The sequence below is a fragment of the Klebsiella sp. 28 genome (assembly GCF_018223905.1).
Lineage (GTDB): Bacteria > Pseudomonadota > Gammaproteobacteria > Enterobacterales > Enterobacteriaceae > Klebsiella > Klebsiella pneumoniae.
Map to the genome: position 1 here is coordinate 22,196 of NZ_JAGRQY010000096.1, position 15,016 is coordinate 37,211.

Consider the following 15,016-nt stretch of genomic DNA (forward strand, 5'->3'; position numbering starts at 1 on the left):
CTGATACCCTTTTCCAGTATTCCGCTATCGTCAACGCCTGATAAGCGGTTGAACTTTATTATCAATAGCTTCTCGCGCCCGGAAGATACGCGAACGCACCGTCCCAACCGGACAATCCATGATAGCGGCTATCTCTTCATAGCTCAGGCCATCCAGCTCCCGTAACGTAATTGCCATGCGTAAATCTTCCGGGAGCGATTCAATGGTACGAAAAACTATTTGTCTCAGTTCTTCTGACAACATTAAGTTCTCAGGGTTCGAAATTTCTTTCAACGCCCCGCCGCTTTCGAAGTTTTCCGCCTCGTTGGCGTCAACATCGCTGGACGGCGGACGGCGCCCCTGAGCAACCAGATAATTCTTCGCCGTGTTGACGGCGATACGGTATAACCAGGTGTAAAAAGCGCTATCTCCCCGGAAAGAGTCCAGCGCACGCCATGCCTTAACGAACGATTCCTGAACAACGTCAGCGATATCGCCCGGCGGTACATAGCGGGAAACCAGGCTCGCGACCTTATGCTGATAGCGCACTACCAGCAAATTAAACGCTTTCTGATCTCCTTTCTGGACCCGTTCAACAAGGACCTGATCCGTTAACTGCTCGCTCATCCGAGGTAATGTCTCCCCAAACCCAATTCCCATGCGTCTTCAAAACACCACCCAAAATCTGCATTATGAGCAAGCTGACTGTTGGAGTGCATGAAAACAATAAAGTTCCGTTACGCTTTTTGTTTTTTGTCTGGCAACGGCGGCAGATCGTTATCAATCATTATATGCCCAGGTTGCTAAACGATAGGTAAGTCAATAAGAAAAAGCGCAGGCCCGTCTGAAGGGTATCGTAACACGCCGTTTATTTCACTATAAAATCCAATGCCATCAACCTGCCCCGCGTCTCATTTTCAGCGCGCAAGACGCCGTTTCCGTTCGCCTTTTGTTTAGCCGTCACAACAGCAGACAAAAAAATTGTACGATTCCTCACGGACCGGTGCTATTGTGAGCTAAATGTGTTTAGTAAATTAAACAAAGACAATGAATACCACTCCTGACTTCTCTTGTGATGTGTTGATTATCGGCAGCGGCGCTGCCGGTCTTTCCCTTGCCCTGCGCCTGGCTGAGCACAGTTCGGTGACAGTGCTGAGTAAAGGGCCGATCAGCGAAGGTTCGACGTTCTACGCCCAGGGTGGGATTGCCGCCGTCTTCGATGAGACGGACAGTATTGAATCCCATGTCGAAGATACCCTCATCGCCGGCGCGGGGCTCTGCGATCGTCATGCGGTCACCTTCGTCGCCAGCAACGCCCGATCATGCGTCCAGTGGCTTATCGATCAGGGAGTGCTGTTTGACACCCAGGTCCAGGCCAATGGCGAAGAGAGCTATCATCTCACGCGCGAAGGGGGGCACAGCCATCGGCGCATTCTTCACGCCGCCGACGCCACCGGCAAAGCGGTAGAGACGACGCTGGTCGATAAAGCGCTTGCCCATCCTAATATCCGCATCCTTGAGCGCAGCAATGCCGTCGATTTAATCGTATCGGATAAGATTGGCCTGCCGGGCACCCGCCGGGTGGTCGGGGCATGGATCTGGAATCGTAATAAAGAGCGGGTGGAAACCTGCAGCGCGAAAGCCGTAGTACTCGCTACCGGCGGGGCCGCGAAGGTTTACCAATATACCACTAACCCCGACGTCTCTTCCGGAGACGGGATTGCGATGGCCTGGCGGGCGGGATGTCGGGTGGCGAATCTGGAGTTTAACCAGTTCCACCCCACCGCGCTATATCACCCCCAGGCGCGTAATTTCCTGCTTACTGAAGCGCTGCGCGGCGAAGGCGCCCACCTTAAACGCCCGGATGGCACCCGCTTTATGCCGGACTTTGACGAGCGCGGCGAGCTGGCCCCGCGCGATATCGTCGCCCGCGCCATCGACCATGAAATGAAGCGCCTGGGCGTGGACTGCATGTTCCTTGATATCAGCCATAAACCCGAGGCGTTTGTTCGCCAGCATTTCCCGATGATTTATGAAAAGCTGCTCGGCCTGGGAATTGATTTAACCAAAGAGCCGGTGCCGGTCGTCCCCGCCGCGCATTACACCTGCGGCGGCGTGATGGTGGATGATAATGGCCGCACCGACGTCGATGGTTTATACGCCATCGGCGAAGTTAGCTACACCGGGCTGCACGGCGCGAATCGTATGGCGTCGAACTCGTTGCTGGAGTGCCTGGTCTATGGCTGGTCCGCCGCGGAGGATATTGCCCGGCGCCTGCCGCTCGCCCAGAAGGTCGCCACGCTGCCAGCATGGGATGAAAGTCAGGTGGAGATCCCGGATGAACTGGTGGTTATCCAGCACAACTGGCACGAACTGCGCCTGCTGATGTGGGATTACGTGGGGATTGTGCGCACCACCCGCAGGCTGGAGCGCGCCCTGCGGCGCATTACCATGCTCCAGCAGGAGCTGGATGAGTATTACGCCCGCTTCCGCGTCTCGAATAATTTGCTGGAACTGCGCAATCTGGTGCAGGTGGCGGAGCTTATCGTACGCTGCGCGATGTTGCGTAAGGAGAGCCGCGGTCTGCATTATACCCTCGACTATCCGCAGCCGCTGCCTGACAGCGGCCCGTCGATACTCTCGCCCCTGGCTCACATAAAGAGATAAAAGTCCTCGGTCAGAGCGGTAAAGCCTTCCGAATATTGCTGCTCTGGCCCGCGGATCGCCAGCCTGTCGCTGAAACACTCCCCTGCCGTCGGGGAGAAAGCCAGCAGCACCCGATGCGGCGGTCGCAGCTCGGTCTCCGCCACGTCAGTACGCAGTCGCAGATGCCAGCCCATCGCCCTTGCCCGTTCGATGAACGCATTACCAATATCCACTGGCAACACCACGCAAAAAAAACCTTCTTCGGTAATATGCTCTGCGGCACAGGTCAGCAGGGAGGCGTGATCGAGCGTCGTGGTGTACCGCGCCTGCTCTCGCTGCGAGGTCGCGCATGGCACGCCTTCGGCAAAAAAGGGCGGATTACTTATTATCAGTTCATAGCGTCGAGTTTGCGACGGCTGCCACTGATGAATATCGGCCTGCCAGACCTCAATCCGCGAAGCCCACGGCGACGCGAGGGCGTTTTCCCGCGCCTGAGCGGCGGCCTCTTCGTCCAGTTCGACCGCCTCGACATGCACATCATCTCCGGTACGCTGCGCGAGCATTAGCGCCAGCAGGCCGCTGCCCGCGCCAATATCCAGCACATGCTTCACTCCGGCAATCGGCGCCCAGGCACCCAGCAAAATGCCGTCGGTACCCACCTTCATGGCGCAGCGATCGTGAGCGACAAAGAACCGTTTGAAGGTAAAACCATTGCGCGGCAGCGCAAACTTCGACTGAGACATCCTCAATAACCTTACCGACAAAAACTCCTGAACCTAAGGCTATGCACAATACCGGAGAACAGATAGCCTTACAAACAGATGAACATTACGTCAGTAACGTCTATAATCGGCGGCCCACTCAGAGGTAGAACATGACTGTAACGACTTTTTCCGAACTTGAACTCGACGAAAACCTGCTGGAGGCCCTCCAGGATAAAGGTTTCACTCGCCCGACAGCCATTCAGGCCGCCGCTATTCCGCCTGCGCTCGATGGCCGTGACATTCTCGGTTCAGCGCCGACCGGCACCGGTAAAACGGCGGCGTATCTGCTGCCAGCGTTGCAGCACCTGCTCGATTTCCCGCGTAAGAAATCCGGCCCGCCGCGCATTCTTATCCTGACGCCGACCCGTGAGCTGGCGATGCAGGTGGCCGACCACGCCCGCGAGCTGGCGAAGCATACCCATCTGGACATCGCCACCATTACCGGCGGCGTGGCGTACATGAACCACGCGGAAGTGTTCAGCGAAAACCAGGACATCGTAGTCGCCACCACCGGTCGCCTGCTGCAATATATTAAAGAAGAGAATTTCGACTGCCGCGCCGTCGAGACCCTAATCCTCGATGAAGCCGACCGCATGCTGGATATGGGTTTTGCCCAGGATATCGAAACCATCGCCGGTGAAACTCGCTGGCGCAAGCAGACTATGCTGTTCTCCGCGACGCTGGAAGGCGATGCGATCAAAGACTTCGCTGAGCGTCTGCTGGAGGAGCCGGTTGAAGTTTCCGCCAATCCGTCAACCCGCGAGCGTAAGAAAATCCATCAGTGGTACTACCGCGCCGACGATATCGAACATAAAACCAAACTGCTGGTGAATCTGTTGCAACAGCCGGAAGCCACCCGCGCTATCGTGTTTGTGCGTAAGCGCGAGCGCGTGCATGAGCTGGCTAACTGGCTGCGTGAGGCCGGGATTAACACCTGCTGGCTGGAAGGCGAGATGGTGCAGGCCAAGCGAAACGAAGCTATCAAGCGCCTGACCGACGGCCGCGTCAACGTGCTGATCGCCACCGACGTCGCTGCCCGCGGTATCGATATTCCGGACGTCAGCCACGTCTTTAACTTCGATATGCCGCGTACCGCGGATACCTACCTGCACCGTATCGGTCGTACCGGCCGCGCCGGTAAAAAAGGGACCGCCATTTCTCTGGTCGAGGCTCATGACCACCTGCTGCTGGGTAAGATTGGTCGCTATATTGAAGAGCCGTTGAAAGCCAGAGTTATCGATGAACTGCGCCCGACGACCCGTGCGCCGAGCGAGAAGCTGACGGGTAAGCCATCGAAGAAAGTGCTGGCGAAGCGTGCGCAGAAGAAAAAAGATGAAAAAGAGAAACCGCGGGTGAAGAAGCGCCACCGCGATACGAAAAATATCGGTAAGCGCCGGAAGCCAAGCGCGGCCGGGACGCCATCAGCGTCCAGCGATGAGTAAAAAAAACGCCGGGATATCCCGGCGTTTTCACATCTGGCGTTAACCTTACAGGCTTTCGGTAAAGGTACGGGCGATAACGTCGCGCTGCTGTTCCGGCGTCAGAGAGTTGAAGCGTACCGCGTAGCCGGAAACACGAATGGTCAGCTGCGGATATTTTTCCGGATGCTCAACCGCGTCCAGCAGGGTTTCGCGACGCAGCACGTTAACGTTCAGGTGCTGACCGCCTTCGACGCGCACTTCCGGTTTCACGTCCACCGGGATTTCACGGTATTCGATTTCACCCAGTTTGCTTACCGCAACCACATCATCTTCCGCAAAACCACCTTTGGCGCACAGGCAGCGCGCTTCGCCTTTTTCGCTATCCAGCAGCCAGAAAGAGTTGAGCAGGTCGTCGTTTGCCGCTTTAGTAATTTGGATACCAGTAATCATTTGATGCCTCCCAGGCAGTGTTTATTCGATTTTGGCCTCTTCGCGGCCAATTGGTAAAACCATTGTTGTATGAGTGTATATATATCAGCCGCACCCTCGGCATTCCTTGATATAAATCAATAAAAACCACTCACCAAACGTGGGTATAGGAGGTTTTTATTGTTTTACATCAAGTTACGCCATTGTGAGCTATAAATAATTTTGTAAATTTTCAATTTTTTTTGCATAAAAGCCGGCATCAGGCCGTGCCGATTTTGTTCTATAGAAAGAAGCCGTTAAGCTATAGCGATGACCCTTTTGCAGGAGAGCAAGATGACCACCCCTTTAACCTGGCATGACGTGCTGGCGGATGAAAAGCAACAACCCTATTTTCTCAATACTCTGAAGACCGTCGCCGAAGAGCGCCAGTCCGGGATCACCATCTATCCACCGCAAAAAGACGTCTTCAATGCGTTTCGCTTTACTGAACTGGGCGATGTCAAAGTCGTCATTCTCGGCCAGGACCCCTATCACGGCCCGGGTCAGGCCCACGGTCTGGCGTTCTCAGTTCGTCCGGGCGTCGCGATCCCGCCTTCGTTGCTGAATATGTATAAAGAGCTGGAGGCCACGATCCCCGGCTTTACCCGCCCCACCCACGGTTATCTCGAAAGCTGGGCACGACAGGGCGTGCTGCTGCTGAATACGGTCCTGACCGTCCGCGCCGGACAGGCGCACTCGCACGCCAGTCTGGGCTGGGAGACCTTTACCGATAAGGTTATCGCTTTAATCAATGAGCATTGCGAGGGAGTAGTTTTTCTGCTGTGGGGCTCCCATGCGCAGAAGAAAGGCGCGATTATCGATCGTCAGCGCCACTGCGTGCTGAAGGCGCCGCATCCATCACCGCTCTCTGCGCATCGCGGCTTCTTTGGCTGCAACCATTTCGTACAGACCAACCAGTGGCTGGTTGACCGCGGCGAAACGCCGATCGACTGGATGCCGGTCCTTCCCGCTGAAAGCGAGTGATTGACAGCCATAAAAAAAAGCCAGCATCAGCTGGCTTTTTTGCATTCAAAGGCCGATATCAGGCCTTATTTTGACGCCACCATTCCGCCAGCAGGACGCCGGTCGCCACAGAGACGTTCAGGCTTTCGACATTACCGGTACCGTCGATGGCAACGCTGAGATCGGCGCTGGAAATCGCCGCATCGGACAGACCATCACGTTCCTGGCCTAACGCCAGCACCATTTTCTTCGGCAGCTCGGCTTTAAACAGCGGGGTACCATTATGGCTGGACGTTGAGACAATCGCGTAGCCCGCTTCGCGGAACTGATCGAGGGTATCGATAAAGCTGTCGCCGGTGATCGGTTCAACATGCTCCGCACCGCCCTCCGCCGTACGGATCGCCGCCCCGGACTCCAGCACGCCAGCATCCTGAACCACCACGCCCTTCACGCCAAAGTGCGCGCAGCTGCGCATGATCGCCCCGAGATTATGTGGGTTACCCACATCTTCCAGCGCCAGAACGCAATCTTCTTCCCCGGCCTTCGCGACCCATTGAGCAACAGAAGTGCCGTGGCGTTTTTTGATCAGGAAGCAGACGCCGCCGTGGTGCTCGGTGCCGGAGGCTTTCGCCAGCTCGGCTTCGTCCACCACGTGATAGGCCTTACGGTTGGCCGCCATCCAGCGCAGCGCCTCTTTAAAGCGCGGCGTCACGCTCTGAATAAACCAGGCGCGAACGATAGCTTCCGGACGGCTCTGGAACAGCGCCTGGCAGGCGTTTTCGCCATATACGCGGGTCTCTTCCGCACGCTGACGACGCAGCACTTCCGGATCGATAAAGCTCTTCCCGCTGATCCCGCCGTGATCTTCTTTTACCGGCGTCTCATCGCCAGGAGCGCGGGAAACGGTACGCCACGGAGACGCATCGTCGCGATGAAAATCATCGCGTTTGCGATCGTCACGCTTACGGTCGTCACGTTTGCGATCGTCGCCGCGGCTGTTTCGTTCGTCACGCGCAGGGCGGCTGCGGCCGTCAACACGAGATTTTCCTGGACGACCTCCCCCTTTCCCGGTACGTGGGTTATGGGTGCGTTTGTCAGAATCATCATCACTGCGGACATACATCACTTTGACCTTGCCGCTTTTATTTTTCAGTTCGTCGCTCATCAATTTTCTCCACCTGCGCTGCGCGAAGCGCGCAGATTACCCGATGTGCCATCGCTTCGCCATGATTTCGTTTAAAAGCCGGCCTCTATTGCACTCATCGAACAAAACGCATTGTCCTCAAATAACACTTCATCGATAATATGTAACATCACAGAAACATATCGGCCACGTGCCACGTTGCAACCCATAACCAGAGGTTAGTTATGAATACCGTTTGTGCCAGTTGTCAGGCTCTGAACCGCCTCCCGGACGATCGTAGCGCGGATGGCGCAAAGTGCGGACGCTGCGGTCACGATCTTTTTGACGGCGACGTCATCAACGCGACCGGGGCAACGCTGGATAAACTCTTGAAGGACGATCTGCCGGTCGTTGTCGATTTCTGGGCGCCATGGTGCGGACCCTGCCGTAGCTTCGCGCCGATCTTTGAAGACGTCGCGGAAGAGCGTAGCGGGAAGATGCGTTTTGTGAAAGTCAACACCGAAGCGGAACGTGAGCTTAGCGCCCGGTTTCGTATCCGCAGCATCCCGACCATTATGATGTTCAAAAATGGCGAAGTGATCGACATGCTCAATGGCGCAGTGCCAAAAGCGCCATTCGATAGCTGGCTTAACGAAGCCGGCCAACAATAACCCTTCCGGGGCACCGCTTGTGCCCCGTTTTCACCTCTGCGACAATAGCGTTTTTCACTAGCGACTCCCATGACTGATAACGCTGTCCTTCGCCTGCGCGCCGAACGTCTCGCGCGAGCTACCCGCCCTTTCCTTGCGCGCGGCAATCGCATCCGCCGCTGCCAGCGCTGTCTGCTGCCGCTCAAGCAGTGCCTGTGCGCCACGTTAACCTCGGCGCAGGCCGCCAGCCGCTTCTGCCTGGTGATGTTTGATACGGAACCGATGAAGCCCAGCAACACTGGCCGGCTCATCGCCGATATTCTGCCAGATACCGAAGCGTTTCAGTGGTCGCGTACCGAACCGCCGCAAGCGCTGCTCGATCTGGTCGCCCATCCTGATTATCAGCCCATGGTCGTATTTCCGGCCTCCTATGCCGGGCCGGAGCGCCAGGTCCTGAGCGCGCCGCCGTCCGGTAAACCGCCGCTGTTTATCATGCTCGACGGCACCTGGACCGAAGCGCGCAAAATGTTCCGTAAGAGTCCTTATCTCGACGCGCTGCCGATTATCTCAGTCGATCTGTCGCGCATCTCTGCCTACCATCTGCGCGAGGCGCACGCCGACGGACAATATTGTACCGCGGAAGTGGCCATCGCCCTGCTGGATCTGGCGGGCGATGCCCGGGCCGCCGCTGCGCTTGGCGAGCACTTCACCCGCTTCCGGACCCGCTATCTGGCGGGAAAAACCCAGCATAAGGGCAGTATCACAGCGGGCCAGGTGGAAAACGTTTAAAATCATTCGGTCACTGGGATGAAAGGAGACCGGTATGAGCCAACGAGGCCTGGAAGCGCTGCTGCGACCTAAGTCCATCGCCGTTATTGGCGCATCAATGAAGCCGCAGCGCGCTGGCTATCTCATGATGCGCAACCTGTTAGCCGGCGGCTTCAATGGCCCGGTGATGCCGGTCACCCCCGCCTGGAAGGCGGTTCTTGGGGTACTGGCATGGCCTACCATCGAGAGCCTGCCGTTTACCCCGGATCTGGCGGTGCTCTGTACTAACGCCAGGCGTAATCTCGAATTGCTCGAAGCCTTAGGGCAAAAAGGCTGCAAGACCTGCATCATCCTCTCTTCGCAGCCGGAACAGTACCCGGCGCTGCTCGAATGCGCCGCGCGCTATCAGATGCGTCTGCTCGGCCCCAACAGTCTCGGACTGCTGGCCCCATGGCAAGGGCTGAACGCCAGCTTTTCACCGGTGCCGATCCATCGCGGTAAACTGGCCTTTATCTCGCAGTCGGCCGCCGTCTCCAATACTATCCTTGACTGGGCGCAACAGCGCGAGATGGGTTTTTCCTACTTCATCGCCCTGGGCGATAGCCTGGATATTGATGTCGATGACCTGCTGGACTTTCTGGCCCGCGACAGCAAGACCAGCGCCATTTTGCTGTACCTCGAGCATCTCAGCGACGCGCGCCGCTTTGTCTCCGCCGCGCGCAGCGCTTCGCGAAACAAACCTATCCTGGTGATTAAAAGCGGCCGTAGTCCGGCGGCGCAAAAGCTATTGCACGCCAATTCCGGGATGGACCCGGCATGGGATGCGGCCATTCAGCGCGCTGGTCTGCTGCGGGTGCAGGATACCCATGAGCTGTTCTCTGCGGTGGAAACCCTCAGCCACATGCGCCCGCTGCGCGGTGAAAAACTGATGATCGTCAGCAACGGTGCGGCGCCGGCGGCGCTGGCGCTGGATGAGCTTTGGTTGCGAAACGGTAAGCTGGCGGCTCTCAGCGAGGAGACGCGCGACGCCCTGCGCCAGGCGTTGCCGGTTGGCGTGGAGATCGCCAACCCGCTGGATCTACGCGATGACGCCAGTAGCGAACACTATCAGCGGGCGGTGAATGTTTTGCTCAACAGTCAGGACTATGACGCGCTGCTGGTGATCCACTCTCCCAGCGCCGCCGCGCCGGGCACCGAGAGTGCCCTGGCCCTGATTGACGCTCTGAAGCATCACCCACGCGGTAAATATGTCACCGTGCTGACCAACTGGTGCGGCGAATTTTCCTCGCAGGAAGCGCGACGTTTATTCAGCGATGCCGGCCTCCCTACCTACCGTACGCCAGAGGGCACGATCACCGCTTTTATGCATATGGTGGAATACCGTCGCAACCAGAAACAACTGCGCGAGACGCCGGTGCTACCAGACTCCTTAACCGCCAATACCAGCGAGGCGCATGCTCTGCTGCAGCAAGCGATAGGTGACGGCGCCACCACGCTGGATACTCACGAGGTCAGCCCGGTGCTTCGGGCCTATGGCATCCACACGCTGCCAACCTGGATTGCCGCTGACAGCGCGGAAGCGGTGCATATCGCTGAGCAGATAGGCTATCCGGTTGCGCTGAAGCTGCGTTCTCCGGATATCCCGCACAAATCGGAAGTACAGGGGGTCATGCTCTATTTGCGTACCGCCGCCGAGGTGCAGCAGGCTGCAGATGCGATGATCGATCGCGTCAAACTGGCCTGGCCCCAGGCGCGCATCCATGGATTGCTGGTGCAAAGCATGGCCAATCGCGCTGGCGCCCAGGAGCTAAGAGTAGTGGTTGAGCACGATCCCGTCTTCGGCCCGTTGATTATGCTGGGCGAGGGCGGCGTGGAGTGGCGGGCCGAGGACCAGGCCGCCGTGGCGCTGCCGCCGCTGAATATGAACCTGGCGCGTTATCTGGTGATCCAGGCGATCAAAAATAAGAAGATCCGCGGCCGCAGCGCCTTGCGCCCGCTGGATATCGCTGGCTTAAGCCAGCTGCTGGTTCAGGTCTCGAACCTGATCGTCGACTGCCCGGAGATCCAGCGCCTGGATATTCATCCCCTGCTCGCCTCCGGCAACGAGTTTACGGCGCTGGACGTTACCCTGGGGCTTGCTCCCTTCAGCGGCGACAGTGAAAGCCGTCTCGCTATTCGTCCCTATCCGCACCAACTGGAGGAGTGGGTGGTGATGAAAAATGGCGATCGCTGTCTGTTCCGGCCGATCCTCCCGGAAGATGAGCCACAGTTGCTCGCATTTATCGCCCAGGTCACCAAAGAAGATCTCTATTATCGCTATTTTAGTGAGATCAACGAATTTACCCATGACGACTTAGCCAATATGACCCAGATCGACTACGATCGAGAAATGGCGTTCGTTGCCGTCAGGACCAGCGCAGAGAAGAGCGAGATCCTCGGCGTGACGCGGGCGATCTCCGATCCCGATAATATTGACGCCGAGTTTGCCGTTCTGGTCCGTTCAGATTTAAAAGGGTTAGGCCTGGGGCGAAGGTTGCTGGAAAAGCTGATCGCCTATACGCAAAGCCATGGCCTGCGGCGCCTTAATGGTATTACGATGCCAAATAACCGAGGCATGATAGGCCTCGCCAGAAAGCTGGGATTCACCGTCGATATTCAGCTGGAAGATGGGATTGTCAGCCTGTCGCTGCCCCTGAATCAGGGATAATCGCGCGACGCTGACCGCAATTGTTGACCACATTAGCGGGTAGTAATGGTATTATTGCCCGCTTACGTCGTCTGCATGGTACAGAAGACCCTTCAATAAACAGAGAAGAAACGCACTGTGATGTTGTCAAAATTTAAGCGTAATAAACATCAACAACACCTTGCCCAACTCCCTAAGCTTTCTCAGTCAGTTGATGATGTAGAGTTCTTTTACGCCCCTGCGGAATTCAGGGAAGCGTTACTGACCCGGATTGCCCACGCCACTCAGCGTATATGCATTATTGCGCTCTATCTGGAGCAAGATGATGGCGGAAAAGGAATTTTGCAGGCCCTTTATGACGCCAAACGCCAGCGTCCGGAACTGGATGTCCGCGTTCTGGTGGACTGGCACCGCGCTCAGCGTGGCCGTATCGGCGCCGCCGCCTCTAATACCAATGCCGACTGGTATTGTCGGATGGCCAATGAAAATCCAGGGGTAGATATCCCCGTTTACGGCGTGCCGATTAACACTCGGGAGGCGCTCGGCGTTCTCCATTTCAAAGGCTTTATTATTGATGACTGCGTCCTCTACAGCGGCGCCAGCCTGAATGATGTTTATCTGCATCAGCATGATAAGTATCGCTATGATCGCTATCAGTGCATCCGTAACGGCAAAATGGCGGACATCATGTTCGACTGGGTCGACAACAATCTGGTTCAGGGGCGCGGCGTTAACCGTCTCGACAGACCGGATCGGCCAAAAAGCCCGGAAATCAAAAACGACATTCGCCAGTACCGTCAGGAGCTCCGCGACCGCAGCTACCATTTTGTCGGCACCGCTGGTGACGAAGAACTCTCCGTCACCCCGCTGGTAGGCCTGGGTAAATCGAGCCTGCTGAATAAAACCATCTTTCACCTGATGCCCTGTGCCGAACACAAGCTGACGATCTGCACCCCCTACTTCAACCTCCCTGCCGTACTGGTAAGAAATATCATCCAGCTGCTGCGCGACGGAAAACAGGTGGAGATTATTGTCGGCGATAAAACGGCTAACGATTTCTACATTCCTGAAGATCAGCCGTTTAAAATCATCGGTGCCCTTCCCTATCTGTATGAGATCAACCTGCGGCGTTTCCTCAGCCGGCTGCAGTATTATGTCAATACCGATCAGCTGATCGTCCGCCTGTGGAAGGATGACGATAACAGCTACCACCTGAAAGGCATGTGGGTTGACGATGAGTGGATGCTGCTCACTGGCAACAACCTGAACCCGCGCGCCTGGCGGCTCGATCTGGAAAACGCCATTCTGATCCACGATCCAAAGCGGCAGCTGGGGGCCATGCGGGAGAAAGAGCTGAAGCTCATCCGCACCCACACCACGGTAGTGAAACATTATCGGGATCTGCAAAGTATCGCCGACTATCCGGTGAAAGTGCGAAAACTGATCCGCCGCCTGCGGCGGATCCGCATTGACCGGCTGATCAGCCGTATTCTCTGACTATCAGCCCCGCCTCGACGGGGCTTTTTTCTGGAAGTGCTATGCGTACGATATTAGTGATTGCTTCGCTGCTGTTAACCGGCTGCAGCCACATGGCAAATGATGCATGGTCCGGTCAGGACAAAGCCCAGCATTTTCTGGCCTCAGCGATGCTCTCTGCCGCTGGCAATGAATATGCGCAACATCAGGGTTACAGCCGGGACCGCAGCGCCGCTATCGGCCTGATGTTTTCCGTCAGCCTTGGCGCCTCAAAAGAGCTTTGGGACAGCCGCCCGGCTGGGAGCGGCTGGAGCTGGAAGGATTTTGCCTGGGATGTCGCCGGCGCGACCACCGGCTACGCTGTATGGCAGTTGGCTCATCAGTAAGCGTTACAGACGCAACCCCTTCCCTTTGCGATGCAACATCAGGGAGACAAGGAAGGCAATGGCGGCCATCACCGTCACATACCAGTAGAACGCGTGCTCTATCCCTGCCGACTTAAGCGACAGCGCGACGTACTCCGCAGAGCCGCCGAACAATGCGTTCGCGACGGCATAGGACAACCCGACCCCAAGCGCGCGAACCTGAGCCGGGAACATCTCTGCTTTCAGGATGCCGCTGATCGAGGTATAGAAACTGACAATCAGTAAGGCGCAGATCACCAGGCCGAAGGCGGCATAGGGTGAGCTCACTTTTTGCAAGGCGCTGAGAATAGGCACGGTAAATAACGTCGCCAGCACGCCAAAGCACAGCATGGAGGTCCGGCGGCCAACTTTATCCGAGAAGGCGCCGAATAGCGGCTGAACCAGCATATAAACGAACAGCGCCGCGGTCATGATCACGCTGGCGGTGCTGGCCGTCATGCCCGCCGTGTTGACCAGATACTTTTGCATATAGGTGGTGAAGGTGTAGAAGGTCAGCGATCCGGCGGCGGTAAAGCCTAACACCATCGCAAAGGCCCGGCGATTGCGCCACAACCCTTTAAATGAGCCAGCCTCTTTCAGCGCCCGGGTCTCCTGCTTCGAGGTTTCGTCCAGCTGGCGACGCAGCCACAGCGCGACGATAGCCAGTACCGCCCCGAGGGCAAAAGGAATACGCCATCCCCAGGCATGGAGATCTTCATCGCTAAGCACCTGCTGGAGCGCCACAACCACTAATACAGCCAGCAGTTGACCACCAATCAGCGTAACGTACTGGAAGGAGGCATAGAAGCCTTTCTTACCCTCCACCGCGACTTCACTCATATAGGTCGCACTGGTGCCGTATTCTCCGCCAACAGACAGCCCCTGGAACAGACGCGCCAGCAGCAGAAGCGCCGGGGCCCAGGTGCCGATCACCGCATAACCCGGCAGACAGGCAATCACCAGTGAGCCAAAGCACATCATGCAGACCGAGATAAGCATGGACGTTTTACGTCCCCGGCGGTCAGCGATCCGACCAAACAGCCATCCACCGATAGGACGCATCAGAAATCCGGCGGCAAATACGCCTGCCGTTTGCAGCAGTTGGGTGGTGGTATTTCCGGCTGGAAAGAAGATGTGCGCGAAATAGAGCGAGCAGAATGAGTAAACGTAAAAATCAAACCATTCAACCAGATTCCCCGAGGAAGCGCCAACAATTGCCCAAATACGACGACGGGTATCGGCCAGTTCCGGCGCGCCCCGTTCGGTAATGCTACTTTCTGTCATTGTTATATTGCTCCAGCAAAGACTGCAATCTGTCTTGTCGGGCGTACCACGTCACGCAGACAAATTAATTAGTAAACTAAATGTTATATAATTGTTATATTTTTATATGTGATTGGATTCACATTTTTTTTCGCAAGCACGGTTTTCGCGATCATCGCCAGCGCAGGGGCAGGGAAAAAGTGGATTATGGCGAAGGGATTGCCATGACGGGGTTTTATTTTGCGTTGAAAGGAGATAATGGAGCGAACATGGCGTAATTTTCGCCGGAGGCGGTGCTGCGCACTTTGTCCGGGGTACGCTTTTGTAGCCCCGGTAAGCGCAGCGCCACCGGGGGGAGATATACCCCACACAGCAAAAAACCCCGCACCTTTCGGGACGGGGTTC

14 protein-coding genes are annotated in these 15,016 nt (G+C 56.7%); 8 read left to right on the forward strand and 6 right to left on the reverse strand.

All coding sequences use genetic code 11. From position 1 onward, the window contains the following. Positions 1-30: 30 nt before the first annotated feature. Both rpoE and rseD read right to left on the reverse strand, forming a co-directional pair. Positions 31-606, reverse strand: a complete 576-nt coding sequence (gene rpoE, locus KHQ28_RS16965; protein WP_002914074.1) for an RNA polymerase sigma factor RpoE — start codon at positions 604-606, stop codon at positions 31-33. Continuing rightward, on the reverse strand, positions 603-698 hold the full coding sequence (gene rseD, locus KHQ28_RS29695; RefSeq protein ID WP_121980491.1) for a rpoE leader peptide RseD: 96 nt from the start codon (positions 696-698) through the stop codon (positions 603-605). The genes rpoE and rseD overlap by 4 nt, the downstream gene beginning before the upstream one ends. Before the next feature lie 328 nt (positions 699-1,026). Between rseD and nadB the strand changes: the two genes are divergently transcribed. Further along, positions 1,027-2,646, forward strand: a complete 1,620-nt coding sequence (gene nadB / locus KHQ28_RS16975; RefSeq protein ID WP_004180927.1) for an L-aspartate oxidase — start codon at positions 1,027-1,029, stop codon at positions 2,644-2,646. On the opposite strand, the gene KHQ28_RS16980 is transcribed toward nadB, so the two are convergent. Continuing rightward, the gene (locus KHQ28_RS16980) at positions 2,631-3,368 is read right to left on the reverse strand and encodes a tRNA1(Val) (adenine(37)-N6)-methyltransferase (protein ID WP_002914079.1); all 738 of its coding nucleotides are present in this window, start codon (positions 3,366-3,368) and stop codon (positions 2,631-2,633) included. The two genes, nadB and KHQ28_RS16980, sit on opposite strands and share 16 nt — an antisense overlap. A 131-nt stretch (positions 3,369-3,499) precedes the next feature. On the opposite strand from KHQ28_RS16980, the gene srmB reads away from it, so the two are divergent. Next, the gene (gene srmB / locus KHQ28_RS16985) at positions 3,500-4,831 is read left to right on the forward strand and encodes an ATP-dependent RNA helicase SrmB (RefSeq protein ID WP_002914082.1); all 1,332 of its coding nucleotides are present in this window, start codon (positions 3,500-3,502) and stop codon (positions 4,829-4,831) included. 45 nt (positions 4,832-4,876) lie between these two features. Here srmB and grcA read toward each other — a convergent pair whose 3' ends face one another. Next, positions 4,877-5,260 (reverse strand): autonomous glycyl radical cofactor GrcA, encoded by a 384-nt coding sequence (grcA, locus tag KHQ28_RS16990; RefSeq protein ID WP_002914084.1) that lies wholly within the window; start codon positions 5,258-5,260, stop codon positions 4,877-4,879. Between the two features lie 312 nt (positions 5,261-5,572). On the opposite strand from grcA, the gene ung reads away from it, so the two are divergent. Continuing rightward, a complete protein-coding gene (gene ung / locus KHQ28_RS16995; RefSeq protein WP_002914088.1) occupies positions 5,573-6,262 on the forward strand; it encodes a uracil-DNA glycosylase in 690 nt (229 codons plus the stop codon). Positions 6,263-6,320: 58 nt separating this feature from the next. Here the strand turns inward: ung and KHQ28_RS17000 are convergent, their stop codons facing one another. Further along, positions 6,321-7,406 (reverse strand): tRNA/rRNA methyltransferase, encoded by a 1,086-nt coding sequence (locus KHQ28_RS17000; RefSeq protein WP_032418484.1) that lies wholly within the window; start codon positions 7,404-7,406, stop codon positions 6,321-6,323. Positions 7,407-7,609: 203 nt separating this feature from the next. On the opposite strand from KHQ28_RS17000, the gene trxC reads away from it, so the two are divergent. The 5 genes from trxC to KHQ28_RS17025 all read left to right on the forward strand — a co-directional run bounded on the left by trxC (position 7,610) and on the right by KHQ28_RS17025 (position 13,330). After that, a complete protein-coding gene (gene trxC, locus KHQ28_RS17005) occupies positions 7,610-8,035 on the forward strand; it encodes a thioredoxin TrxC (protein WP_002914091.1) in 426 nt (141 codons plus the stop codon). A gap of 69 nt (positions 8,036-8,104) precedes the next feature. After that, positions 8,105-8,803: a tRNA-uridine aminocarboxypropyltransferase gene (gene tapT / locus KHQ28_RS17010; protein ID WP_032418483.1), complete on the forward strand. Its 699-nt coding sequence runs from the start codon at positions 8,105-8,107 to the stop codon at positions 8,801-8,803. Positions 8,804-8,837: 34 nt separating this feature from the next. Further along, a complete protein-coding gene (gene pat, locus KHQ28_RS17015; RefSeq protein ID WP_023313488.1) occupies positions 8,838-11,489 on the forward strand; it encodes a protein lysine acetyltransferase in 2,652 nt (883 codons plus the stop codon). A gap of 120 nt (positions 11,490-11,609) precedes the next feature. Next, a complete protein-coding gene (gene pssA, locus KHQ28_RS17020) occupies positions 11,610-12,965 on the forward strand; it encodes a CDP-diacylglycerol--serine O-phosphatidyltransferase (RefSeq protein WP_004180947.1) in 1,356 nt (451 codons plus the stop codon). 41 nt (positions 12,966-13,006) lie between these two features. Continuing rightward, a complete protein-coding gene (locus KHQ28_RS17025) occupies positions 13,007-13,330 on the forward strand; it encodes a YfiM family lipoprotein (protein WP_004888435.1) in 324 nt (107 codons plus the stop codon). Positions 13,331-13,333: 3 nt separating this feature from the next. On the opposite strand, the gene KHQ28_RS17030 is transcribed toward KHQ28_RS17025, so the two are convergent. Beyond that, the gene (locus KHQ28_RS17030; protein WP_023317163.1) at positions 13,334-14,632 is read right to left on the reverse strand and encodes an MFS transporter; all 1,299 of its coding nucleotides are present in this window, start codon (positions 14,630-14,632) and stop codon (positions 13,334-13,336) included. Positions 14,633-15,016 lie beyond the last annotated feature (384 nt).

Coding starts and splice junctions, on each gene's coding strand:
- rpoE (WP_002914074.1), bottom strand. CDS start 606: ATGAGCGAGCAGTTAACGGATCAGGTCCTTGTTGAACGGGTCCAGAAA.
- rseD (WP_121980491.1), bottom strand. CDS start 698: ATGCACTCCAACAGTCAGCTTGCTCATAATGCAGATTTTGGGTGGTGT.
- nadB (WP_004180927.1), top strand. CDS start 1,027: ATGAATACCACTCCTGACTTCTCTTGTGATGTGTTGATTATCGGCAGC.
- KHQ28_RS16980 (WP_002914079.1), bottom strand. CDS start 3,368: ATGTCTCAGTCGAAGTTTGCGCTGCCGCGCAATGGTTTTACCTTCAAA.
- srmB (WP_002914082.1), top strand. CDS start 3,500: ATGACTGTAACGACTTTTTCCGAACTTGAACTCGACGAAAACCTGCTG.
- grcA (WP_002914084.1), bottom strand. CDS start 5,260: ATGATTACTGGTATCCAAATTACTAAAGCGGCAAACGACGACCTGCTC.
- ung (WP_002914088.1), top strand. CDS start 5,573: ATGACCACCCCTTTAACCTGGCATGACGTGCTGGCGGATGAAAAGCAA.
- KHQ28_RS17000 (WP_032418484.1), bottom strand. CDS start 7,406: ATGAGCGACGAACTGAAAAATAAAAGCGGCAAGGTCAAAGTGATGTAT.
- trxC (WP_002914091.1), top strand. CDS start 7,610: ATGAATACCGTTTGTGCCAGTTGTCAGGCTCTGAACCGCCTCCCGGAC.
- tapT (WP_032418483.1), top strand. CDS start 8,105: ATGACTGATAACGCTGTCCTTCGCCTGCGCGCCGAACGTCTCGCGCGA.
- pat (WP_023313488.1), top strand. CDS start 8,838: ATGAGCCAACGAGGCCTGGAAGCGCTGCTGCGACCTAAGTCCATCGCC.
- pssA (WP_004180947.1), top strand. CDS start 11,610: ATGTTGTCAAAATTTAAGCGTAATAAACATCAACAACACCTTGCCCAA.
- KHQ28_RS17025 (WP_004888435.1), top strand. CDS start 13,007: ATGCGTACGATATTAGTGATTGCTTCGCTGCTGTTAACCGGCTGCAGC.
- KHQ28_RS17030 (WP_023317163.1), bottom strand. CDS start 14,632: ATGACAGAAAGTAGCATTACCGAACGGGGCGCGCCGGAACTGGCCGAT.